This is a genomic window from Mycobacteriales bacterium (assembly GCA_040902655.1).
Taxonomy (GTDB): domain Bacteria; phylum Actinomycetota; class Actinomycetes; order Mycobacteriales; family SCTD01; genus SCTD01.
On record JBBDWV010000016.1, the window covers coordinates 94760 to 118016 of the forward strand.

The 23257-nt window shown below is 71.4% G+C and carries 18 protein-coding genes and 1 pseudogene; 4 read left to right on the forward strand and 15 right to left on the reverse strand.

What is annotated here, in order from left to right; translation table 11 throughout:
* Positions 1-10 precede the first annotated feature (10 nt).
* The 7 genes from WD794_04450 to WD794_04480 form a co-directional block, all read right to left on the reverse strand.
* On the reverse strand, positions 11-1657 hold the full coding sequence (locus WD794_04450; protein MEX2289563.1) for an ABC transporter substrate-binding protein: 1647 nt from the start codon (positions 1655-1657) through the stop codon (positions 11-13).
* A gap of 115 nt (positions 1658-1772) precedes the next feature.
* Positions 1773-2360 carry a hypothetical protein gene (locus WD794_04455; protein ID MEX2289564.1) on the reverse strand — a complete coding sequence of 196 codons (588 nt, stop codon included), beginning with the start codon at positions 2358-2360 and terminating at the stop codon, positions 1773-1775.
* 1113 nt (positions 2361-3473) lie between these two features.
* Complete coding sequence (locus tag WD794_04460) at positions 3474-4721, reverse strand: alpha/beta hydrolase (GenBank protein MEX2289565.1); 1248 nt, start codon at positions 4719-4721, stop codon at positions 3474-3476.
* On the reverse strand, positions 4721-6643 hold the full coding sequence (ftsH, locus tag WD794_04465; GenBank protein MEX2289566.1) for an ATP-dependent zinc metalloprotease FtsH: 1923 nt from the start codon (positions 6641-6643) through the stop codon (positions 4721-4723). The genes WD794_04460 and ftsH overlap by 1 nt, the downstream gene beginning before the upstream one ends.
* An 18-nt stretch (positions 6644-6661) precedes the next feature.
* The gene (locus WD794_04470) at positions 6662-7858 is read right to left on the reverse strand and encodes a kelch repeat-containing protein (GenBank protein MEX2289567.1); all 1197 of its coding nucleotides are present in this window, start codon (positions 7856-7858) and stop codon (positions 6662-6664) included.
* A gap of 312 nt (positions 7859-8170) precedes the next feature.
* Entirely contained in the window at positions 8171-9826 is a 1656-nt protein-coding gene (locus tag WD794_04475; GenBank protein ID MEX2289568.1) for a hypothetical protein, read from the reverse strand.
* 91 nt (positions 9827-9917) lie between these two features.
* Positions 9918-10478, reverse strand: a complete 561-nt coding sequence (locus WD794_04480; protein ID MEX2289569.1) for a hypothetical protein — start codon at positions 10476-10478, stop codon at positions 9918-9920.
* Positions 10479-10745: 267 nt separating this feature from the next.
* On the opposite strand from WD794_04480, the gene WD794_04485 reads away from it, so the two are divergent.
* The 3 genes from WD794_04485 (at position 10746) to WD794_04495 (ending at position 11720) form a co-directional block, all read left to right on the forward strand.
* Positions 10746-11084 (forward strand): metalloregulator ArsR/SmtB family transcription factor, encoded by a 339-nt coding sequence (locus WD794_04485; protein MEX2289570.1) that lies wholly within the window; start codon positions 10746-10748, stop codon positions 11082-11084.
* The gene (locus WD794_04490) at positions 11081-11386 is read left to right on the forward strand and encodes a hypothetical protein (GenBank protein MEX2289571.1); all 306 of its coding nucleotides are present in this window, start codon (positions 11081-11083) and stop codon (positions 11384-11386) included. The genes WD794_04485 and WD794_04490 overlap by 4 nt, the downstream gene beginning before the upstream one ends.
* Positions 11387-11531: 145 nt before the next feature.
* Positions 11532-11720, forward strand: coding sequence for a hypothetical protein (locus WD794_04495; protein ID MEX2289572.1), 189 nt, complete (start codon positions 11532-11534; stop codon positions 11718-11720).
* A gap of 56 nt (positions 11721-11776) precedes the next feature.
* Here WD794_04495 and WD794_04500 read toward each other — a convergent pair whose 3' ends face one another.
* Positions 11777-14638, reverse strand: a complete 2862-nt coding sequence (locus WD794_04500) for a hypothetical protein (GenBank protein ID MEX2289573.1) — start codon at positions 14636-14638, stop codon at positions 11777-11779.
* Between the two features lie 259 nt (positions 14639-14897).
* Between WD794_04500 and WD794_04505 the strand changes: the two genes are divergently transcribed.
* Positions 14898-16793, forward strand: coding sequence for an AAA family ATPase (locus WD794_04505; GenBank protein MEX2289574.1), 1896 nt, complete (start codon positions 14898-14900; stop codon positions 16791-16793).
* A gap of 25 nt (positions 16794-16818) precedes the next feature.
* On the opposite strand, the gene urtE is transcribed toward WD794_04505, so the two are convergent.
* The 7 genes and pseudogenes from urtE to ureG form a co-directional block, all read right to left on the reverse strand.
* The gene (gene urtE / locus WD794_04510; GenBank protein MEX2289575.1) at positions 16819-17511 is read right to left on the reverse strand and encodes an urea ABC transporter ATP-binding subunit UrtE; all 693 of its coding nucleotides are present in this window, start codon (positions 17509-17511) and stop codon (positions 16819-16821) included.
* On the reverse strand, positions 17511-18299 hold the full coding sequence (gene urtD / locus WD794_04515; protein MEX2289576.1) for an urea ABC transporter ATP-binding protein UrtD: 789 nt from the start codon (positions 18297-18299) through the stop codon (positions 17511-17513). Before urtD ends, urtE begins: the two co-directional genes overlap by 1 nt.
* A complete protein-coding gene (urtC, locus tag WD794_04520; GenBank protein MEX2289577.1) occupies positions 18296-19429 on the reverse strand; it encodes an urea ABC transporter permease subunit UrtC in 1134 nt (377 codons plus the stop codon). Before urtC ends, urtD begins: the two co-directional genes overlap by 4 nt.
* A gap of 65 nt (positions 19430-19494) precedes the next feature.
* Complete coding sequence (urtB, locus tag WD794_04525) at positions 19495-20379, reverse strand: urea ABC transporter permease subunit UrtB (GenBank protein MEX2289578.1); 885 nt, start codon at positions 20377-20379, stop codon at positions 19495-19497.
* A gap of 3 nt (positions 20380-20382) precedes the next feature.
* Entirely contained in the window at positions 20383-21618 is a 1236-nt protein-coding gene (gene urtA, locus WD794_04530; GenBank protein ID MEX2289579.1) for an urea ABC transporter substrate-binding protein, read from the reverse strand.
* Between the two features lie 211 nt (positions 21619-21829).
* Positions 21830-22573 (reverse strand): urease accessory protein UreD, encoded by a 744-nt coding sequence (locus tag WD794_04535; protein MEX2289580.1) that lies wholly within the window; start codon positions 22571-22573, stop codon positions 21830-21832.
* Positions 22574-22575: 2 nt separating this feature from the next.
* Positions 22576-23193 (reverse strand): annotated as a pseudogene (gene ureG, locus WD794_04540) (urease accessory protein UreG).
* Between the last annotated feature and the right edge of the window lie 64 nt (positions 23194-23257).

Here is a 23257-nt window from a genome sequence, read left to right on the forward strand (position 1 = left end):
CAGCGTGTGGTCAGCGCGACAGGAACACGCCGTGCCAGCGCTGGGCACCGCCGACTGCCGACGGCTCGAACTGCTCGAGTCGCGGCGAGACCAGCCAGGCGTTCGGCAGCGTGGCCAGCGGCAGGGCCACCACCTCCTCCGCGACGGCCACCTGGATGAATTCGGCCGCCAGCCGGCGCGCGGTCTCCGGTGAACCGGCCGTGTGGACCTGGTCGTACAGCGCGTCGGCGGCGGCACCCGCACGAACCGTCCCGGAGACGGTCAGGTCCCCGCCGGGACGCACGGTGAAGAACCGGCAGAGGGCGCAGGGGTTCGCGTCCTCCTGTGACCGCACGTCGAGGAACAGGTCGAAAGAACCCGCGTTGACACGCTGCAGCGGCGTGAACCGATCAGCGGGATCTGCCGTCATGGAGGTCGCGATCCCGACGGCAGCCAGCTGCTCACGGATGGCGGCGGCAGCCACAGGCAGCCCGTCCGAGTCGCGGCGCACCAGCAGGTCCAGAGCCAACCGGTCCCCCTTCCGGATGCGGATGCCGCCCGGACCCGGCAGCCAGCCGGCCCCCGTCAGCAACTCTTCTGCTGCCGCCACGTCGCGACGCTCCGGGCCTGCTGCGTCGGCTGCACCCAGCACGACGGGCGGGATCACACTGTCCTCCGGCTCGCCGACGCCGGACCAGGCCGCCTCGGCCACGGCGGCTCGGTCCAGCGTGAGCGCCACCGCACGGCGGACGGCGTCCTCCTGCAGCGTCGACCACCGCCCGATCCCGCCCCGGTTGAACAGCAGCATCGCTGAACGCGCAGGTCGCGACACCACCCGCTGGTCGGGGCCGTCCGTCACGTTCGCCAGCAGGTCTGCGGAGACGTGACCCACCGCCTCGACCTCCCCCGTCGCGAGGAGCAGGCTGGCCTTCTCCTCCGCCCCGAAGCGGAAGGTGATCGACGCGAGCTGTGGCGGCCCATCCCAGTAGTCGGGATTGGCCACGACCTCCAGGTCCAGACCCGGCGTGTAGGAAGAGAAGCGGAAGGGTCCTGTGCCGGTCGGCGTGGTCGCAGCGGTCCGGCCGTCCCCCGCCCGCGTGCCAGGAGCCTGCACGCCTGTCCGTGGGTTCGCCAGCTGCTCGGCCAGGCGGAGGTTGGGCTCGGACAACGCGATCGCGACGACATGCTCGTCGACCGCCGAGGACGAGTCGGCCTCGAGCCCCCGCGGCGCGCCGAGCCACCGGACACCTCCCCCGGGCGTGTCGGCGTCCGGGGACAACGCACGCCGCAGGGACTCCACGACCGCGGCTGCCGTCAGCGGCGTCCCGTCGTGGAAGCGGACGTTGCGGCGGAGTTCGAATCGCCACTCGGTGGGCGAGCGGGCCTCCCAGCTGACGGCGAGTCCCGGAGCGGTCCCGAAGCTCGGCGTCAGGCTGGTGAGCGTCTCGAAGATGCCGGGCGCAGGACCGTCGGCGAACAGCCCGAGCTGGGACGAAGCCGCACCCCTGCGCAGGAAAACGTCGTCTCCGACGGCGACCCGCAGATGCTGATCGGCGGCGCGCGGAACGGCTGCTGTCCGCGTCGAGGGAGCCGCCTGGGAGCAGCCGGCGATCAACAGCAGCGCGAGGGCCGCCACCACCCAGACCGGCGGGCGACCTGAGCGCAGGGGGACGGTCATCGGCATCCGCCCATCCTTGCCCACCTGGCGGTCGTCGGGCACCAGAACGGGCGCCCCTTGCGGGACGCCCGTTCTGGTTGCTCTTCACCCGCCTGAGAGCGGGCCGTTCGATCGATCAGTTGTTGCGGACCTTCGCCGGAACCGGAGCCTCCTGGCGACGCGCCTGGCGGCTGAAGGCGACGAAGCCGGCAGCAAACAGGGCGAGGCCGAGCGCACCGAGGCCGACGGTCAGGGCGAGGATGCCGCTCCCGTTGCCGCCACTGACGGCCGGGGTCTGGGTGCCCTGCGGGGCGAGAACGGACTCGCCGTTGGCGCCGAGGATCTGGAACGCGGCGCGAGCCGGCGTGCCGTAGGCGTCGACACCCTTGTCCAGCTGGGTCGCCAGGACGACGTAGTAGCCCGCCTGACCCTCCGGCACCTGGAACGACGCCGAAATGTTACCGGCGGCGTCCGGGACGGCCTTGCCCAGCAGCGGGCCGTCCGCGCCGTTCCAGTGCAGCTCGACCGGCATCGGCACGTCGCCGGCGCCCCTGGGGGTACGGAACGAGGAGCCGGTCACCGTGACGTTGTCGCCGACGTTGCCGCTGGCGGTGCTCAGGTTCAGGGTGGCGAGGTTGGTGCAGGCGTAGGCCACCCCGCCGAACACCATCATCATGGCGACGAGGGCACCGAACACCGTCGTCGTCTTCTTCTGCACTGCCATGAGCGTTCCTCCGGTTGTGGTGAAGCCGGGCGGCTGCCCAGTCTGCGGTCCGCAGCGGGTGGAGCCGACATGGCCTCCGCTCCTGCGATCGATGCTCAGGGTCGCAGAGAGCGCAGCTGCTGGCAATAGGTGTGTTTCTACATATATGTCAGGCACATCTATATGCGCACCGCCTATATGTCGGGGACATCTAGTTTTGCCCGCTCCACCTGCTCTTTTCCTGTTCAGGACACTGACCCGGCGGCCGCAAGGCTTGTTCAGTGGACGGCGTGCCGCGTCGGGATCTTGTGCTGGACAAGACGGACGCCAGGCGCTCCTGAGCGCTGAAAGGCCGTGCAGATCAGCTGCGTGACACGCCCTCCGCACGAGGCGGCGGCGGTTCCCCGCACGGGGCGCAAGGGCGCTGAAAATCACGGAGCGGGTGCTGGGACCGGTGTCGCTCCGGCGGAACGCGACACGGAGCGGGAGCCAGGGAGTGTCCGGTCCGACCCGGGCAGGTCGACTTTCCGGTCGGGTTCAGAGAAAAGCCGCCAACGGGAGGCTGCCTGGTCGCGTGTCGCTCCGGAGATGTATGTGCTGTCGGGAGGTGTACAGCACAGGTCAACAATCCCGGAAATTTGACCTGCGGTGTACACCCGCTGTGCGGCGCATGTGTCGACCGCAGGTCGATGGCGCGCCGACCCGCACCCGCACCCGCACCCGCACCCGCACCCGCACCCGAGGAGCAACCCCGCGCTCCTTGCCCTCTCCCTCACATGATCAACGCCGGGTAACCACCCCATCGCCTGCACGAAAATCCGAGGAAGCCTGGCGTTGATCAACGACCGGAACGACGAGTCCCTGCGCCCGCGACCGCGGCGCGGGCGGACGACGGTCGGCGACAGGCCTGGACGCTTCCGTGGAGCGCCTGCACGCTTCCGTGGAGCGCCTGCACGCGTCCGTGGAGCGCCTGCTCGCTCACGTGGAGAGCCTGCACGCTCCCGACGTGGAGCGGCGGCCAGCCCCGACCAGACCCGCAGCCGTCCTGCAGCAGTCCCGCCTGCCGAAAACCCGCAGGCACCGGCCAGCAACGTGCCACCCGGATGATCGTGCGCTGGCGAAGGCAGGCCGCAGCTAGGCCGCCGTGACCCTCGTCAGGAACTGCGTGATGCGCGCGATGGCCTCGGCCGAGCGCTCGCGGGTCGGCGCGACGCCGATGTTGTCGTGCGCATGCTCGGCGTCGGCGATCGGCGCACCCTGCACCAGCAACGTGGGGCCGGCGTCGCCGGCTACGAAAGCCTCGTCGGCGGAGAGGGCGCCGCGAAGGGCGGACTCGTCGGCCGCGGTGACGAACGTGGCGACGCCGCCGCGTACGACGAGTGCTGGGATGTCGACCTCGCGGGCCAGGGCGACGGGCTCGAGGGAGAAGATGTCGGTGAGATATTCCTGCCGGCCGGCTGGGAAGAAGCCGGCGAGCGACGCGGGGATGTCCGCCGGCAGCTTGCCGTCCTCGAGCAAGCTGGCGACGACAACGCGCAGCCCGGCAACCTCCTCGCCGCGATGAGCCGAGCCGGCGAAATCGTCGGCAAGGACTTCCACGAAGGGACGCCCCGGGACGGAGATCAGGCCCAGGCCGCGAATGCGCGGCTCCTGGTCGGCCAGCTGCATCGCGACCAGCCCACCCTCCCCGTGCCCCACGACCGCGATCCGCTCCGGGTCGACCTCGGCGCGCTGGGCCAAAAACTCTACGGCAGCGGCCGCGTCACTCACCAGATCCTCGAAGCGGAGCGGTTCGCTCTCCGGGAGCACGCTCTGACCGGTCCCCCGCTTGTCGTAGGTCAAGGTAACCATCTCCGACTCGGCGAACGCCTCGCTCAGCTCGCGGTAGAGGTTGTCCGGGACACCGCCCTCGGCGACCACGCCGTTGCGGTTCGTCGGGCCGTAGCCGGCGAGGATGACGACGCCGGCCAGCTTCGAGCCGGACGCCGCCCCCTCGGGGAGGGCGAGCGCCCCGGCGAGCTTGAGGTCGTCCGCCCCCTCGAACTGCACTGTGCGCAGGGCGGCTCCGCCCTGCAGGATGGGCGCGGTGGCGCGGGTGGAGCCGCCCGAGCCGTCGGAGCTCAGGTTGGTCGCCACCAGCACGAGTGCGACCAGCGCAGCTCCGCCGCCGGCCGCCCAGATCAGCCGGCGCCGGCGCGCAGCGGTCGCGGCCTTTTCGCCCGGACGGCCGATGCAGGCGGAGCACTTGACGCCGACGCTCGTCGGCACGACACAGTCCCGGCAGACCCCCGCGCCACAGCGCGCGCAGCTGGTGACCGCCGGCTTGCGCCCGTGCCGGGTGCAGGTGCGGCTCAGCTGCTCGGGTGCAGGCGTGGTGGTCATCAGGGGACGAGCGTCGCGGAGCCGGAATTCGCGCTGTGGACGGGGAGCAGCAGGGCGTCGAGCAGCTCGCCCTCGAGCGTCTCGTGCTCCATCAACGCCTTGCCGACCGCTTCCAGCGCGCTGCGCTGGGCGAGCAGGACGTTGCGCGCCCGCTCGGCCGCATCGGCCAGCACTTGCTGGATCTCCGCGTCGATCTCCGAGGCGACGCGCTCGGAGAAGGCCTGGTTCAGCAGGCCCTCCTTCATGTTGGCGTTCTGCAACGCGTGCGCCGAGAACGCGCCGAGGGAGGACCCCATGCCGAACTCGGTGACCATCCGGCGGGCGAGCAGCACGGCAGAGTCGAGGTCGCCGGCGGCACCGGTCGACAGATCGCCGGTGATGATCTCCTCGGCCGCTCGACCGCCGAGCAAGGCGGTGATCCGGTCGAGCAGCTGGGCCCGCGTGATGGAGGTCTGGTCGCCGTCGTTGATCCACCAGGTGAACCCGCCACCGTGGCCGCGCGCGACGATCGACAGCTTGCCGACGCGGTCAGTGCCGGGCAGGGCCGTGGCGACGACGGCGTGGCCGGCTTCGTGGTAGGCGATGCGCAGCCGGTCCTGCGGGGACAGGATGCGGGACTTGCGCTCGGGACCGGCCACGAGCCGCTCGATCGCCTCGCTGAAGTGCGACTGCTCGATGATCGCAGCGCCGCGCCGGGCGGCGAGCAGGGCCGCCTCGTTCACGACGTTGGCCAGGTCGGCGCCGGAGAAGCCGGCTGTGCGCTTGGCGATCTGGGCGATGTCCACGCCGTCCGCGAGCGGCTTGCCGCGGGTGTGGATGCGCAGGACACCTTCTCGTCCGTTCACGTCCGGACGCTCCACGGCCACCCGGCGGTCGAAGCGGCCCGGCCGCATCAGGGCGGAATCCAGGATGTCCGGCCGGTTCGTCGCGGCCAGCACGACGACGCCAATGCCGGACTCGAAGCCGTCCATCTCGACGAGCAGCTGGTTCAGCGTGGCCTCCCGCTCGTCCGTGCCGCCCATCGAGTGCGTGCTGCGACCGCGACCGACCGCGTCGAGTTCGTCGATGAACACGATGCAGGGCGCTGCGGCCTTGGCCACCTTGAAGAAGTCCCGGATGCGCGCGGCTCCGACACCGACGAAGATCTCGACGAAGTCCGAACCGGAGATCGAGAAGAACGGCACCTCCGACTCCCCCGCCAGGCCTCGCGCGAGCAACGTCTTGCCGCAGCCAGGGGGGCCGGTCAGCAGGATGCCCTTGGGTACGGAGGCGCCCATGGCCAGGAAGCGGTCCGGGTTCGACAGGTAGTCACGGACCTCGACGAGTTCCTCGATGGCCTCGTCGACGCCGGCCACGTCCGAGAAGGTGATCTTGGCGTCACCGCCCTCGAGCCGTTTGCCCCGCGACTGGCCGAAGGCGGTGAACCCGTCACCGCCCCGGCCGAATGCGAGAAAGAGGATGAACAGGCCGTCGATGATGATCAGGGCCGGCAGCAGCATGCTCACCGGCATCACGAGGTTCTTGAGCGGCTGCTGCTTGACGGAGTACGGCACGCCGGCGTCCTCGAGAGCGCTGGTGAGGCGTGCGAAGATCGTCTCGTTCTCCCCCGAGTAGGCGACCCAGAACTCGCCGCCGTCGTAGGTGCCGATCATCCGGTTGTCCGTCTCGAGGATCTTGGTCTCCGCGATCCGGCCCTGGCGGAGCAGCGCGGTGAACTCGTCGATCCGCAGCTCCTCGCCGGCTGTGCGGGGGTTGGACCAGTAGAGGATGAGGGCGTAGAAGGCGATCAGCAGGGGCAGCGCGAGCAGGCAGAGGACGAGCGCCCGCTTGCGGTTGTTCCGCTGCGGGTCCTCCTCAGCCGACGGCTTCTGGCCGTCGCCGTCCTGCTCTCGCCGACGTCGGGCGCTACCCAGCATGGCCATGTCTCTCCCTCGGTCGGTTCACGGAACGTACCTTTCTGCGCAGCTCTGGGCGATCGGCGCCGCTCCGGGGAACGCTGCGTCGCCGGCGGCCACGAGTACGCTGCCGTCCTCGAGCAGGACCGCCGCCTGCTCGCTCCGGGGACAGGACATGTCGCCCGCCGGCCCCCACTGTCCCACCGCGCCGGCGGTGAAGTCGAACACTTCGGCGCTGGTGAGAGAACGCCTCGTACCGCGCTGGACGGACTCGCCGCCGGCGACGAGCACCCGGCCGTCCGCGAGCCGGGTCGCGGTGTGTCCGGTGCGGGTTCCGCCCATCGGGGCGACCCTGCTCCAGGTGCCGCCGGGCGCGTTGAAGACCTCGGCGCCGGCCAGCGAAAGGTCTGCACCCTCGCCCCCCGCGCCCCCGGTCACCAGGACCGCGTCGTCCTCCAGGAGCACCGCCGCGTGGTTGGCCCGCGGCTCGCTGAGGCTGGTCGAGCCGACGAAGGCGCCGGCAGCAGCGTCGTAGATCTCGGTGGAGGCAAGCGGCGCCGTCGCATTGGTGCCGACGGAGCCGAGCCCACCCACGACCACGACGCGACCGTCGCGGACACGGGTGGCGGTGTGCTCGAAGCGCGCCGAACCCATCGATCCCGTGGCTGACCACGCTCCGGTTGCGGGGTCGTACAACTCCGCGGACGGGGTGGCGCGGATGGTCTGGCCACCCGCTGCCGACTCCGCCGACTCGAGCGTGCTGCCTCCTGCGGCGAGCACCCGCCCGTCGTCGAGCAGCGTGAGGGTGTGGCCGAGCCTTGGAACGCTCATCGGCTGGACGGACGACCACGACCGGGCGCCCGGGTCGTAGACCTCGGCCGAAGCCAGCGGGTTGCCCTCGGACAACCCCCCGGTGACGAGCACCCGGTCGTCCTGCAGGAGCACCGCCTGATGGCCGCGGCGGGGCGCGGAAAGTGGTCCGACACGTTCCCAGCTGTCGGCGCCGGGATCGAAGACTTCGGCAGCGTCGATCGCCAGCGCCCCGACGCCGCCGCCGGCGACCAGCACCGTGCCGTTCCGCAGCACGACGGCACTGGCCGTACCGCGGATGGCCGACAGCGCCGGCAGGTCGCTCCACGTCCCGACCGGCTCGGCGACGGCACCGGGCCCCTCCTGTGACGGTCCCGGGCGGAGCACCAGAAGGACCACCACCAGCGCCCCCACAGCCAGCGCTGCACCCATCAGGAGGAGCGGGCGCCGGCTGCGCATCGGCGTCGTCGAAGGCTGAGAAGCGGCCGGCGCCGCACAGGTCGCGCATTTCAGACCCACCTCGGTGCGGGTCATGCACTTGGGGCAGAGCGGCCGATCACAGTCGACACAGCTGAGGCGCGTGGCCTCCCCATGCGTCTCGCAGCGACGGGCTTCTGTCATCACCATCTCGCAGTTCCACCCCGCTCTGACCCCGGTCGCCACGGCCCGGACGAAAGCCTCATCATGCCCGAGGCCCCCTCACCGACGGCGTGTCCGCCGTCGGAGCGAGCAGTGGAGACCTGCTCACGCCGTCGCAGGCGCAGCGGGCTCTTGGCGACGTCGGCGCGCCAGCTGGGACGCGAGGAATAGGGCGATCCCGGCCACCGCCAGGCCGCCGAAGACGGCAGCGACGATCGGCAGGACGGAGGTCCCCGTCCGGATCCGGGAGAACTGCGCCACGGCGCCGAAGTTGTCCTGCGTCTCGTTGAGGTTGTCACCCAGGCGAGGGTCCGCCCAGCCGAACGCGGCGTACTCGTTGGCCGACGCCACACCGGGTGGCTGCCGGATGTCGGAGTTGAAGCTGATGCCGAGGGAGAAGTCGATCGGCTGGTCGGTCACCTGGATGTTCTTCGCCCACGTCTTGCCGCCGTCCGTCGAGTAGGAGTAGCGGACGTGGAAGTGGTAGTCGGTCGTGTCGCGATTGTCCTGCCACACCGCGTCCACCCGGCCGTTCGGCGCCACGGAGAGCTGAGGATAGAAGCTGGTGTACTGGTCGGCCGGATCGTCATCGTCGATCGCGACGGGCTCGCTCCAGGTCTCTCCCATGTCCGTCGAGCGGTACAGCACGATGTCGGCCACACCGGAGCTTTCGGCGGTCTCGGGTGTCGCGGCCTGGATGGCGAGGAACGTGCCGTCCGGCCCGCCCTCAGGCGTCCAGCCCATGCCCGTCTGCGCGCCGGTCCCGGTGAAGACGGGCGGACCCAGCGTGGTGACCGTCCAGGTCTTGCCCTGGTCGGTCGAGCGGCCGACGAGCATCGGCAGGGCGTGGTAGCTCTTGCCGGGCAGCTTGACGTCGAACGGCGTCCGGGAGTCGGCGACGACCAGCACCACCCCGTCGTGGGCGGTGAGGAACGGGCGGCCGAAGCTCGTGCTCATGATCAGCGGATAGTCCTTGCCGGCGACGGTCTGGGTCACGTCCACGAACTCGTTGACGTTCACCTGCTCGAAGGTGTCCCCGCCGTCAGTGGAGGTGGCGACGACCACCTCTGAGTTGTTGAGCGGCGAGTCCTCCGGGATCTTGAGGTAGCGCTGGCTGTAGCCGACGTGGATGACGTCCTCGGACCCGGCGGTGTCGACGGTCAGATCGGTGACACCGGAGACGGTAGGGATCGGGTCGGTCTTCCCGCGGTTGTCGACCACCGTGCTCGACGACCAGCTCTCGCCCCGGTCCGTCGACTTCGACAGGATCACGCTGACGTTGCCCTCACGAGGACCCTCGCCCGGGCCGTACCCGAGCGTCACGTAGTAGAGCGTGCCATCGCTCCCCCACGCGAGGTGCGTCTGACCGGTGCCCGAGGTGTTGATCGTGCAGTTCGGGTACTCCGCCGGAGAGGGGCTGGTCTCCAGGATGCGCCAGCTGGCACCCGCGTCCTCCGAGCGCATCAGGTAGCAGAGCCGGGAACGCAGGTCGGCGGTCGCCGCGAAGATCAGCCGGGGATCGTCCGGGTCGGCCAGCATCGAGGTGGGACCGGTGAACGCCCGCACGGGCGTGAGCTTGTCGTCCTTGGTCATGTGCACGGCCTCGGTCAGCCGCTGGATGTCGGCGTCCTGGTCGGCGAAGGTGGCCTGCTGGAAGCTGTACGACGTGGGTTCCTGGCCCGGCTGCTCGGTGGCTGTTGCCAGCCCCGGAGCCATCGTCATCACGGCGAACGCGGCGGTGACCGCTACTGACCTGCGCATCTTGCGACTCCTCATTCATCTGTTGCCCTGCCGTGTCTGACAGCGGGCAGGGCCGAGCCGGCCCCGCTGCGGGAAGCGAGAGTGTGACGTGCTACGCGGGAGGGGGACCGTCCGACCGGCGCTCGGCCGGTGAGCGACGGTTCACCAGGGCCGCGAGGAGCAGGGCGGCGGCGGCGACGGCAAGGCCCACCAGGAGGAGCACCGGCCAGCTCGAACCGGGCCCCATCTCGACGGAGGCGGCACGCACCGCCGGCACAGCGGCGGCAGGCGCCTCGGTACCGACGAAGATGGCGGCCCGGGCCGGGGCGCCGGAGTTCATGTGGTGATAGACCTGGTTCGCCAGGATCACGTGCTCGCCGGGCTCGACGTCTGCCGGGATGGTGACCGGCACGTTGAACTTGCTGGTCATCGTGGACTCCGGCGGCGGAATGGTGGCCAGCAGCGGCCCGTCGAGCGAGTCGAGGCGCAGCTCCACCGGCTCGTCGCTGGCGAAGTCGGCACCGAAGACGTTCACCGTGCCGCCGGGCTCCACGGTGGAGACGTCGGTCTTGATGGCCATGACCGCCACACAGGCGTACGCGATCGCGGCCGGTGCCAGCAAGGCCGCCGAGAGCAGGGAAGGAATGACCCAACGAAGGGTTGATCTAGTCATGTCGCGGAAGATAGCAACATTCGAGAAATGCCGCGGTAAGTGTTGAACGCACCTAGTGCGGCTTTCGGAACGGGCGGTCACTGCGAAAACACCTACCGGTGTTCATCGCCCACCTGCCTCTCCGGCCGGACTGGCGCCGCTGCCGGTCCGGCTCGCATCGAGCGGGATCCGGCCAGCCTGAGGTCCAGGCCACCGTGGGCATGCACCGACGTGCGGGACTTCCTGCGGTGCTTGCATGCACGTATGCGCATGGGTACTGTCGAGCCGATGAGAGATCCGGCACGGTACGAGCCGGCAGTCGAGCTGCTCAAGGCGTTGGCCGCCCCCGTGCGGCTTGCCGCCGTCGAGGAGCTGACCCACGGGCCGCGCTGCGTGCACGAGCTGGTCGAGCTGCTCGACGTGGCCCAGCCGCTGGTGTCGCAGCACCAGAGGGTGCTGCGGGCCGCGGGGCTGGTGACCGCCGGCCGACGCGGTCGAGAGGTGGAGTACACGCTGGCCGACGACCACGTCGTCCACGTCGTCCTCGACGTCCTGCGGCACGCCGACGAGCCACGCCCGTCCTCTTCCGACCCGACCGACGAGCAACCCCACGAGGAGCCAGCATGACCGCCACCGACCACCGCACCCACGACACGCACGACGCGCACCGCCACGGCGAGGGCTGCGGCCACGTCGCGGTGCGCCACGACGAGCACACCGACTATCTGCATGACGGCCACGTGCACGCCGAGCACGACGACCACTACGACGAACACGAGCTCACCCAGCACGTGCAGGCCGAGGAGCACAGCGGGCACGAGCACCGCGACGGCTGCGGGCACGAGGCCGTCTCCCATGGCGACCACACCGACTTCGTCCACGACGGGCACCGGCACGCTGCCCACGCCGGGCACTACGACGAGCACTGAGCCGACCAGGCGGACCGCCGTCGGCAGGGCTGCCAACTGTGCAACCGCACGCTCCCCGAGGCGGCACCACTATTGATAATGAGATCTGTTTTCGTTAGAGTGCGACATGTCGGGCATCCGGCCCGACCCGTACAAGGAGAAACACATGCGTCGTACTCTGCTGCTCGCCGTCACGGCCGCTGCTGTCGCAGCCGCCGCCCCAGCCGCCACCGCCTCGTCCTGCTCGGGCGGCATCACCGGCCCCGCCAAGCCCATCGTCCACTCGCTCGAGAAGCCGGTCGAGGGCACGCCGGCGGCTGACGCCATCCACACCGTGGAGTGCAACCTGCCGTAGCAGCACCGGTTCTGACGGCCCCGTGGCAGCAGCCACGGGGCCGTCTGCATTCGGCGTCACTCCCGGCGGCGCCGTCGTCCACCGACGGCCGGCGCTGTGACAGGAACACTGGAGCGACGTCGTTGCGCGAGCAGGTGCGCTGTCGCGGCCGCCGCGGCCGCCGCACCTCCCGTCAGCGGCACGGCGGCCAGAGGCACGTCCCGCTGCGCCGACGTCCCCGCGTACGCCTCGGCCTGCCCCCGCGCCCTCTCCTGGGGCGCACCGGCCAGCCCGGCGCTGCCGTGCCCGACGGCACCCGGCACCTGCCCCGGGACAGCTCCGCCTGCTCCCGCGGCCGCCCCGGCGCCGGCCCCGGCCCCGGCTCCGGCAGCGGCACCCGCCCCTGCGGGAAGCGGAACCGGGGCCGGGACCTGCACGGCCGGCGGCGGCGCGGCCGGTGGAGCGGCGGCCACGGCCGCAGCCGGTCCGGCGTCGGACGGGGCGGCCTGCGCGCCAGCGGGCCCGTCCGCCGGCGGCGGCCCGGCTGTGCCGCACTGCATCTGCGCCACGGCAGTCGCCACTGCGGCACCGCCGGCGATCGCCTCCAGCTTCGCGGTGACCGGCGCGTCGGCGGCGCCCAGGCAGCGCGCGGCCACGGTGAACGAAAACGTCCCACCCGCCCGCAGGTCGACCTCGTCGTACCGCTCGGCGACCGTGACCTCGAGCAGGTCGGCCGGCGCGGACGGCCGCAGCGCCACAGCGCCGCGGGCATCCAGGGCCCGCAGCAGCGCCTGGACCGGAGCGCCGACCGGCACCTCCCCGTCCTGCTCGACCGCCAGGCAGACCAGCGGGTCGCCGGCACGCAGGTCCGGCGTGCCGTCGCCGTCGCAGTCGACGCCGCCGGCCGGTGCCAGCGCCCCGCTGCCAGCGGAGAACCGGTCGAGCTGGACCCGCAGCAGCGCATGCTGCTCGACGCCGCTGAGCCGGTCGCCGCCGGCCCGGGAGGCGCCGTCGCGGTGCGCGACCTGGATGCCGACGTGCTGGACGGCGGCCGCGCGCAGCGCTGAGATGACGGCGTCCTCCGAGGGCTCGCCGGGCGTCGTCGGCGTCCACGGCTCGTCGGTCAGGTGCAGCACGACGCGCAGCGCGTCCTCCCGGAAGCTTGCGGCCTGGTCGGGCCGGACGACCTCCCGGCCGTCGACGACGAGTCCTTCCCCGGTGACCGCCTGGTAGAGCGCGCTGCGGTGCGCCTCCTCCCCTCCGCGGGTGGTGACGGTGCGCAGCTGTCTCTGCAGCTCCCGCCCGGGCGACGCGAGGTCGACCAGGCGGCGGTAGCGCTCCGGGCTCTTGTCCCAGAACTCGCCCAGCCCGACCCGCAGGTCGACTCCCTCGCCGGCCAGCGCGGTCACCAGTTCCTGCAGGCCGCACGCCAGCCCGTCGGCAGCCGACTTCATCGAGTCGGAGGTGTCCAGCAGCACGAACAGGTCCAGTGCCCGCGCGGCGCCCGACAGCTCGAGCAGGTACTCCTGGGCACCGACGCCGGCGGCGTCCGGTCTCAGCGTCGTCTGCGACGGCGTCAGCTCCGCCGTCGGTGAGCGCACCGGCGGCGGCGCCAACACCGGCGCGTCGGAGCAGGCCGCCGGCGGCGGCGGGAAGAGGCCGTCATCGACAACGGCCGCACCGGTGCCGTCATCGACCGTCGGCGGCACGATGCGACCGGCGGCGGGCGGGTCGTACACCACGTACCGGTCCGGGCCGGCCGGCGTCGACAGGCTGCTCGAGTGCAGGTGCACAGCCGGGTCCAGCGTGCGGTCGACGGCCGCACCCAGCAGGGGATGCCCGCGGCCGTCCATCACGTCGACCCACGTCCCGCGCGGGCCATCGAACAGGAACAGCGCCCCCGGACCGGTGTAGCCGCTGGGGAAGTTCGGCCCCAGGTCCCGCGTGGCCAGGACGAGCTCGTCGCCGTCGCGGCCGACGGCCAGCGACTCCGGCACGCCTTCCAGGCCCAACCTGGGCAGCTCCCCCACCGCGCCGTCCCGCCGCACCTGGTACACCGCGCCGGAACCCGGACCGACCGCGGTGTTCAGCGAGCCGGTCCCGACCACGACCGTGGTGCCGGCGGAGTCGCCGCCCGCCGGATGGACGGCGAGCCCATGCGTCCAGCGCAGCTGGTTGCCCTCGAGCAGGGTACGAAAGGTCAGGCCGCCGTCATCGGTGGCGGCCAGTCCTCGACCGGCGACCGCGGCGTGGCTGCTGCGCTCGGGATCGACCCCGATCCGGTGGGTGAAGACGTCGGGGGTTGCGGCGGACTCGCGCCGAATTCCGGGCAGCGGCCGGAACGACGCCCCGCCGTCGTCGCTACGGGCGGCCACCGTCCCGCCGGCCAGGCCGGCCGCGACCGCGTACACGACGTCAGGATCGCCTGGCGCCGGCGCCACCAGCACCGGCCCGGCGAACGGCAGCGCCGCCAGCACGAACTCCTGCCCGGGACCGCGCCGCGACAGCAGCCGCCCCCCGTTGGCGACCTCGCCCAGCACCCGATCCCGCACGGTCACGTGCAGTCGACCGGTGGGCTCGGGACTGTCCGGGACCACCAGCGCGGTGATCGTCGTCGTCGGGCCGGCCGCATCCACGGTCAACAATGGCGCCCAGGTGCAGCCGGCGTCGGTGCTGACCGCGACGCGGGTCGGGTCGGCCAGGTAGACCGTGCGCGGGTCGGCAGGCTCCACGGCATGCGCCACCAGCGGCCCCGGCAGCAGGTCGTCCGGCTTGTCCACCGACCGGAAGGCGCCGTCGATCTGGTGTGCCGTCTGGCAGGCCGCTGCCCGGACGGGTTCCGCCGACGGAATTCCCGCGAGCGACACCGCCCCGACCACGACGGCCAGTCCAACGGGCCAGGAGCGGCGGGCGCCACGTGCGTACAAGGTATGTGTCACCGCTGCACCTTACGACAACGGTTATCAATACTGGCTCGGAGTCGGCACCCACGGACGGGACCCGGCAGGCGCTGCAGCGCCCCTTGTCTGTCTGCTGGGCCGATCCTGCGCCGGAGCGCGTGATGCCATTGAGAGTCGTTTCCATGTAGCCTCGCTGCGCGGCACATCCGCTCGTTCGCCCGCTACCTCCTGGGAGCCGCACGTGAAGAGCGGCACCACGACAGGTACGCCGCCACCACAAGACCTGGAGCCCCACGCGATGACCACCCGACTCGCCCGACTCGTGCCGCGGAACCCGGTCACCCTCCTGAGCGCCTCCCTGGTACTGCTGCTGGCCCTGGTCGCCGCCGCGTTCACCGCCACCGCCCCCCGGTCTCCGGGCCTTGAGCTGACGCTCGACCGGCTCACGGCACTCGCGGCGGAGGAACAGGTCGCCGTTGCGGCCCTGCGCGACCAAGAGGCAAGGGTCGAGGGCCGGCTGGACGACGGAACCAGGTTCTGGACCGGCTACCCGGCCAGCGACAGCGCGACCGGGCAGCTGCTGACCACGCTCACAGACAGCGGCGCGCGGGTTCGGGTCGACGCCCAGGCGGGCCAGGCCACGATCCGGCTGCTCGCGACGGTGCTGCTGCCGCTGGCGGTGCTGGCCAACCTGTTCGCGCTGCTGTTCGTCGGGCTGCGCGGCGGCGGGCAGGGTGACGTCGCCGCCTTCGGCACGGTACGGGGCGGCAAGGGCGCCCGCACCGGCGCTCCGCCGCGGGTCACCTACGCCGACGTGGCGGGCGCCGACGACGCCGTCGAGGAGTTGCGGGAGGTGGTCACCTACCTCACCGATCCCGGCCGGTACGCCGCGCTCGGTGCGCAGCCGCCCAAGGGTGTGCTGCTGCTCGGCCCACCCGGCACCGGCAAGACGCTGCTGGCCCGAGCCACCGCCGGCGAGGCCCAGGTGGCGTTCTTCTCCGTCAGCGGCGCGGAGTTCGTCGAGTCCCTCGTCGGCGTCGGCGCGGCCCGAGTGCGCGACCTGTTCGCGGCCGTACGGGCGGCCGCCCCGGCGATCCTGTTCATCGACGAGGTCGACGCCGCTGGGCGCCGGCGCGGCTCCGGCGAGGCCGGCGGCGGGTCCGACGAGCGCGAGCAGACGCTCAACCAACTGCTCGTGGAGATGGACGGTTTCGAGGTCAGCAGCGGTGTCGTGGTCATGGCCGCCACGAACCGGGCCGACGTTCTCGATCCCGCGCTGCTGCGGCCGGGCCGGTTCGACCGACTCGTCACCGTCGACGCCCCCGATCTCGCCGGCCGCCGGCGCATCCTCGAGCTGCACGCCCGCTCCATCCCGCTCGGGCCGGACGCCGACCTCGGACTGCTCGCCCGCCGTACGCCCGGCTTCACCGGCGCCGACCTGGCCAGCGTGGTCAACGAGGCTGCACTACTCGCTGTCCGCGACAGCCGCGCCGAAGTCCGTGGCGACGACCTCGCCCTGGCCGTGGACCGGGTTCGGCACGGCACCGGCAGCCGCGGTCGCGTGCTCTCCGACGACGAACGCCGCCGCATCGCCGTCCACGAGGCGGCGCACGCCGTCGTCGTCACCGCCACCGGTGGTGACGTCGACAAGGTCTCGGTGCTGGCCCGCGGTGACCGGCTCGGCGGCGTGCGGCTACGCAGCGAGGACGCCGACGCCGCGGTGCTGTCCGCCGGGCAGCTGCGGGTCCGGTTGGTGCGCCTGCTCGGCGGCACGGTCGGCGAACATGTCGTGCTGGGCGACGGCTCCACCGCCGGCGAACTCGACCTGCAGCGCGCCACCGGCCTGGCCCGCGACCTGATCGCCCGCTACGGGCTGTCCGACGCCGTCGGTCCGGTGCGGCTGCTCGCCCCCGACGCCGACGCCTACCTGGGCGGCGGCGCCCGGCTCGGACCGATCGGCCCGTCCACCGTCGACGTCCTCGACGCTGCCGTGCGCCGCACCGTCGAGGACGCCGCCGCCGCCGCCGAGCGTCTCGTGGGCACTTACCGGAGGACCCTCGATGCCCTCGCCGCGGCACTGGTGGAGGCCGAGCACGTCGAGGGCCAGGCCCTGGCCGAACTTCTGGCACCCGTGCGCCCGGCGGCGCCGGGCCCGCCGATGCGCACCCGGCGCCGCTCCGTCACCATCGGCTGATGTCGCGGTCCGGCAGCGGCAGTGGTCAGATCGCCATGGCAGCTCGCACCGCAGCGCCGGAACTGCTGCCTCCTTCACCCGTCACGCTGACCCGTCCCGACTCCAGGACGTAGTACCGGCTGGCGGCGCTCAGCGCGAACCCGACGTGCTGCTCGACGAGCAGCACGGACAGCCCGCCTCGGCGGGTCAGCGAGAGGACGGCCTGCTGGATCTCCGTGACGACACTGGGCTGGATCCCCTCGGTCGGCTCGTCCAGGACGAGCACCCGGGGCCGTGTCATGAGTGCCCGCGCGATGGCCAGCTGCTGCCGCTGGCCACCCGACAGCAGGCCGGCTCGGCGGCTCAGAAGTGCGCGCAGGGCAGGGAACAGGTCGAGAGCCTCGTCGGTGCGAGCACGAGCGTCGCGGGTGCCATCGGCGATCAGCTGCAGGTTCTCGCCGGCGGTCAGCTGGGGAAACGACTGTTGCCCCTGCGGCACATAGGCCAGGCCCCGCCGCACGCGCTGGTGCGGTCGCAGCCCGCTGACGTCCTCGCCGTCGAGCAGGACGACGCCCCGGCGCGCCGGAAGCAACCCGACAGCGGCCCGCAGCAGCGTCGTCTTGCCCGCGCCGTTGTGGCCGAGCACCGCGGTCACCCCGTCGGTCGGGACGGCGAGGTCGACGCCGTGCACGACCTCCGTGCGTCCGTAGGCGACGTGCACGCCGCGCAGCTCAAGCACTAGGTCACCTCCACGGCAGCGCGGGCCTCGTCGGGTGCGTCCGGTGGCGTGGCCGCCTCGCCAGGACCGAGATAGACCTCCTGCACCCTGGGATCGGCCTGCACTTGTGCGTAGGTCCCTTCCGCCAGCACCTTTCCGGCCGCGAGCACGGTGACCGAGTCTGCATACTCGCGGAGGAACTCCATGTCGTGCTCGACGACCACCACCACGTGGTCGCGCCGCACCCTGCGGAGCAGGTCGCCGGTCTGCGCGCGCTCCTCGACACTCATGCCCGCCACCGGCTCGTCGAGCAGCAGTACCGTGCCGTCCTGCACGAGCAACATGCCGATCTCCAGCCACTGCTTCTGACCGTGCGCCAACTCCCCGGCCTTTTGGTCGCGCAGCGCCGTGAGACCAGTTGTCGCCATGGCCGCCTCGACGGCCTCGGGCACCGCACTGCGCGCACGCAGCAGGGTGCGCCAACGGCGCGACGAGCCCGCTGCGATGTCGAGGTTCTGCAGCACCGTGAGCTCCTCGAAGACGCTGGCCGTCTGGAACGTCCGTCCGATCCCGGCTCGGGCGATCTGATGTTCCTTCTTGCCGAGCAGCTCCACGCCGTCGAGCCTCGCGGAACCGGTGGCCGGGGCCAAGCCGGTGATGGCGTCGACCAGGGTCGTCTTGCCGGCCCCGTTCGGCCCGATGAGGAAGCGCAGGTCCCCCTCGAGGACGGTCAGGTCGACGCCGTCGACAGCGACGAACCCGTCGAAGACCACGCGCAGGCCACGTACCTCGAGGTAGTCGCGGCTCACTGTGCGTCTCCCGTCCGTACGGACACCGGCATGGCCTGCGGCCCTGGGTCGTCGACCAACGGCGGACCGTCCTGACCCGCTCCGGCGAAGGGGTCCGGCTTCCCACCGCTGTCGTCGGCCGTCGGGCGTGGCCGGCGGCGCCACAGCATCTGCGCGATTGACCCCAAGCCCCCGGGCAGGAAGGCCACGACGACGATGAACAGCAGTCCTTGCAGGTAGATCCAGACCGACTCGTACCGTGCCGAGAGCTCGCTGCCGGCGTACGAGACGGCGAGCGCCCCCAGCACCGGCCCCAGCAGCGTCGCCCGGCCCCCGACGGCGACGCCGATGAGGAAGCCGATGGAGGGGACGACCCCGACGTTGTTCGGGGAGATGATGCCGACGACGGGCACGAACAGCGCACCCCCGATCGCGGCGAACACCGCGGCGACCGCGTAGGCGACGACCTTGACGACAGCAGGGTCGTAGCCCAGGAAGCGCACCCGCTCCTCCCCGTCGCGCACGGCCGTCAGCAGCTCTCCGAACCGGCTGCGCATCAGCTGGTGCACGACGGCCACCATGGCGACCAGCAGCCCGGCAGTGATGAAGAACAGCAGCTGCCGGTTCACCGGGTCGCTGAGCGAGTAGCCGAAGAACTGCCGGAAGTTGCTCAGCCCGTTGGAGCCGCCGATGGTGTTCTGCTGGCTGACCAGCAGCAAGGCGAAGGCACCCGCCGAGGCTTGCGACAAGATGGCGAAGTACGCGCCCTTCACCCGCCGACGGAAGATCGACAGGCCGAGCAACAGGGCCAGCAGGCCGGGCACCGCCACGATCCCGACGACGGCCACAACCGGATGACGGAAGAGCTCCCACCACCACGGCACGCCGCTGCCGGTCACCATGAAGCTGGGACGCCCGCCGGGACCGGCATCGCTGAGCTGCAGGTGGATGGCCATGATGTACGCACCAAGACCGAAGAACAGGCCTTGGCCCAGGGTCAGCATGCCGCCGCGGCCCCATGCCAGTCCGATGCCGACGGCGACCATCGCCAGGCACAGGAACTGGGTGAGCAGCCGCAGACGGAAATCCGAGAGCAGGGCCGGTGCGCCGACGAACAGTATGACCACGGCCAGGCCGTAGCCGCCGGCCACGGCGAGTCGCCGGTTCCAGTTGCCCTCGGCGGCCGTCGGCTGCTCGGCGGTTGCTGTCCGCCCGGTCACACGACGCTCCTGGTTCGGACGCTGAACAGGCCCTGGGGACGGATCTGCAGGAAGGCGATGACCACCACCAGCAGCAGCACCTTCGCGGTGCTGACCGACTGCGAGTACGCGAAGGCCGCTTGCAGCAGTCCCAGCCCGAACGCCGCGATGACGGCGCCGCGGATCTGGCCGATTCCGCCCGCCACGACGACCAGGAACGCGTCGACGATGTAGGTGGACCCCATGTACGGCTGCGTCGAGGCGATGAGGGTCAGGGCCACGCCGGCCATCCCCGCCAGACCCGAGCCGACGAAGAAGGTCACCCGGTCGGTGCGGCGGCTGTTGATACCCGAGGTCTCGGCCAAGCCCCGGCTCTGCACCACGGCCCGGATCCGGCGTCCCAGCGAGCTGAACCGCAAGATCAGGCTCATTGCCGTGACGGACGCGACCGCCAGGACGACGATGAACAGCCGCCCCGTCGTGAAGGGCGTGCCCAGGACCTCGACGTTGCCCTGCAGCCACGAGGGCGCCCGCACCTCGACCGCGGGCGCCCCGAACACGTCCCGCGCCAGCTGCTGAAGCATCAACGAGACACCCCACGTCACCAGCAGCGTGTCCAGGGGGCGGGCGTAGAGCCGGCTGATGAGGCTGACTTCCAGCAGCACGCCCAGCAGGCCCCCGACGAGGAACGCGAGCGGCAGCGCGACGAGCAGGGACAGGCCGGCGCTGCTGAACACCTGCTGCACGACGAAGGCGGTGTAGGCACCTGCCATGAGGAACTCGCCGTGCGCCATGTTGATGACGCCCATCTGCCCGAACGTCAGCGTCAGGCCGAGTGCGATGAGTAGCAGCACGGAACCCAGGCTGATACCGGCGTAGAGCTGCCCGAGTACGACGTCCATTGGTCAGCTCCCGCAGTAGGTCTTGTCCTTCTGGATGCTCTGGGCCCACGGGTATGTCTCGAGGCACGGGTCCGGCTCGATCGGACTGTCGGATGACCACACCGTGTCGATGAGCCCCTGCCGGTTGACCCGGCCGATGAGCGCCGTCTTGGCGATGTGGTGGTTGTCGCCGTTCACGGTCACCTGGCCTCCAGGGGCGTCGAAGACGACGCCGCCCGCGGCCTCCTGCAGCGCTGCGACCTCGAAGGAACCGGCCTTCTCGACCATGCCTTTCCACAGGTAGAGCGAGGTGTACGCGGCCTCCATGGGGTCACTGGTCACGGCATCAGCCCCGTACTTCGCCTTGAACGCGGCAACGAACTTCTGGTTCTGCGGGCTGTCGACCGTCTGGTAGTAGTTCCAGGCGGTGTACTGGCCGGCGAGCTTGTCGACGCCCACCCCTGGGACCTCCTCCTCCGCGATCGAGACGGACAGCACCGGCATGGTCTCGGCGTTCAGACCGACGTTCGCGTACTGCGAGAAGAAGCTGACGTTGGAGTCGCCGTTGAGAGTGTTGAAGACGGCGTCCGCTCCGGAGCTGCGGACGCGGTTGACGATGGTGGGGACGCCCTCCACGGAGCCGAGCGGCTCGTAGTCCTCGCCGACGATCTCGATGTCGTGCTCCTCGGCGTACGCCTTGATGATGGCGTTGGCCGTCCGGGGGAAGACGTAGTCGCTGCCGACGAGGTGCAGCGACGTCACGTCCAGCTCGTCCTTGAGGTAGTCCAAGGCCGGGATGATCTGCTGGTTGGTCGTCGCGCCGGTGTAGAAGATGTTCTCGGAGGCCTCGAGGCCCTCGTACTGCACGGGGTAGAACAGCAGCCCGTCGTTGTTCTCGAAGACGGGGAGCATCGCCTTACGACTGCTCGACGTCCAGCCGCCGAAGACCGCGGCGACGCAGTCGCTCTGGAGGAGCTTCGTCGACCGCTCGGCAAACACGGTCGGCTCCGAGGCGCCGTCCTCGGTGACCGCCTCGATCTGCTTGTCCAACACCCCGCCGCCGGCGTTGATCTCTTCGATCGCCAGCTCGAGCGAGCGGCGGACCGTCGTCTCGCTGATCGACATCGTTCCCGACATCGAATTGATGAGCCCCACCTTGACCGAGTCGCCAGAGGTGTCGACGCACGAGCTACCGCTGAGGGAGCCGGCGTTGTCCAGGTCACCGACGCGACTGCCACCGCACGCACTGACGGCCACCATGAGCGCGGTGAGGACGAGGGGGACGAGGAGAGGGCGGTGTCGAGGGGTGTACATGTCGTCCTTCGGAGTCGGGCGCGCCGGAGCCACCGCCGAGGTGCGGAGGCGCGACGTGCCGTTGACGCCTGCGCGTGCTCGCGAGGCGGTCTGGCGTGGTGCGGCGGACGCTAGGAAGCGCAGGTTTCAGCTGTCGTCAATTTCCGTGAACGCGGTGTTACACGGACGTCGCATGCTGCAGGTCGGCGCATTTCGCCAGGAACACAGCGACCGCTCGCGACGCCGAGACCGTGTCGTCGCCGAGCCAGCTGTAGAGCACGCCAGGGCCGGCGAGGTCCAGGACCTCACCTCCTTGCACCCTGCCGTCGTCGAGGTGTGGTTTGGCGCCGACGACGAGCGCCGCCACGAGCACCCGCGCCCCGCCGGTCGTCGCCGGCCCGTTCCAGCCGTCGTGCGCGCCGGGCCCGATGTCGAGGTCAGTCGACAGCAGCGGCTCATGCCCGACGGTGACGCGCCAGCGGGAGCGGTAGCGGCCAGGTGTCTCGCCGCAGCGTCCGAGGACCGCCGTCTCGACGAGCACGGCCGACCCCGTCTCCGCGACCCGGACGTCCAGGTCGACGTGGTGCTCGGCGCCGGCGGTCACCACGGTCGGCTGCGGTTGCCAGTGCAGGTGCGCGCCGGGACCCACGTCGACGTCCACTGCGGCCCGCGAGATGCGGTCGTGCACGCCCGGCTGTGCGATCTGGGCGGCCGCCGAACCGACCCGAAGCCGAGCTCCACGCTGCACGGCCAGCTCCAAGCGGGTGGTGTCACCACCGAGCGGACCGAACGCCGAGGCCACCAAGGTGAGGCCGTCCACGGTCTCGCGCACCGACAGCGGGACCGCGGAGCGAACAGTGGTGAGGCGGGTGCGGCCATCCACATCACGGGCTACGGCGCGGGCGACGGCGTCGAGCGCCACCGTCAACCGACGAGGTGCGCTGCTGCGGCACGCCAGCTCTGCCGCTGCTGCTCCACCCACTGAGCCACAGCGGTCGCCCCCGGGTCGTCGGTGAGGCTGGTGAACAGCACCGGCGCACCTCGGCGCATCCGCTCGGCGTCGCGCGACATCACCGACAGGTCGGCACGGACGCGGCCGGCGAGATCGGTCTTGTTCACGACGAGCAGGTCCGAGCCGGTGATGCCCGGTCCTCCCTTGCGGGGCACCTTGTCTCCGCCGGCGACGTCGATGACGAACAGCTGGACGTCGACGAGCCCCCGGCTGAAGGTCATCGTCAGGTTGTCGCCTCCGCTCTCGACGAGCACCAGGTCCAGTGGGGACAACTGCAGCTCGAGCTCTTCGACAGCGTCGAGGTTGGCGCTGATGTCGTCCCGGACCGCGGTGTGCGGACAGCAGCCGGTCTCGACCGCGGTGACGCGTTCGGGCGCGATGGTGCCGCTGCGGCGCAGGAAGTCCGCATCCTCCGTCGTGTAGATGTCGTTGGTGACGACTGCGAGTTGGACGGTCGGGCCGAGGGAGCGGCACAACGCCGCAACGAGGGCGGTCTTGCCGCTGCCGACAGGACCGCCGATCCCTACCCGGAAGGCGCGCACGCCGGCCGACGGGCGCCCCTCGGCGGCGAAGCTGCCGAACTCGTCGTGGTGC

Excerpts from the sequence above, each read along its gene's own strand:
- WD794_04480 (MEX2289569.1), bottom strand. The coding sequence starts at position 10,478 with ATGACTAGATCAACCCTTCGTTGGGTCATTCCTTCCCTGCTCTCGGCG.
- WD794_04460 (MEX2289565.1), bottom strand. The coding sequence starts at position 4,721 with ATGACCACCACGCCTGCACCCGAGCAGCTGAGCCGCACCTGCACCCGG.
- ftsH (MEX2289566.1), bottom strand. The coding sequence starts at position 6,643 with ATGGCCATGCTGGGTAGCGCCCGACGTCGGCGAGAGCAGGACGGCGAC.
- WD794_04495 (MEX2289572.1), top strand. The coding sequence starts at position 11,532 with ATGCGTCGTACTCTGCTGCTCGCCGTCACGGCCGCTGCTGTCGCAGCC.
- WD794_04450 (MEX2289563.1), bottom strand. The coding sequence starts at position 1,657 with ATGACCGTCCCCCTGCGCTCAGGTCGCCCGCCGGTCTGGGTGGTGGCG.
- urtB (MEX2289578.1), bottom strand. The coding sequence starts at position 20,379 with ATGGACGTCGTACTCGGGCAGCTCTACGCCGGTATCAGCCTGGGTTCC.
- WD794_04475 (MEX2289568.1), bottom strand. The coding sequence starts at position 9,826 with ATGCGCAGGTCAGTAGCGGTCACCGCCGCGTTCGCCGTGATGACGATG.
- WD794_04470 (MEX2289567.1), bottom strand. The coding sequence starts at position 7,858 with ATGGGTGCAGCGCTGGCTGTGGGGGCGCTGGTGGTGGTCCTTCTGGTG.
- urtA (MEX2289579.1), bottom strand. The coding sequence starts at position 21,618 with ATGGTGGCCGTCAGTGCGTGCGGTGGCAGTCGCGTCGGTGACCTGGAC.
- WD794_04485 (MEX2289570.1), top strand. The coding sequence starts at position 10,746 with ATGAGAGATCCGGCACGGTACGAGCCGGCAGTCGAGCTGCTCAAGGCG.
- WD794_04505 (MEX2289574.1), top strand. The coding sequence starts at position 14,898 with ATGACCACCCGACTCGCCCGACTCGTGCCGCGGAACCCGGTCACCCTC.
- WD794_04490 (MEX2289571.1), top strand. The coding sequence starts at position 11,081 with ATGACCGCCACCGACCACCGCACCCACGACACGCACGACGCGCACCGC.
- WD794_04455 (MEX2289564.1), bottom strand. The coding sequence starts at position 2,360 with ATGGCAGTGCAGAAGAAGACGACGACGGTGTTCGGTGCCCTCGTCGCC.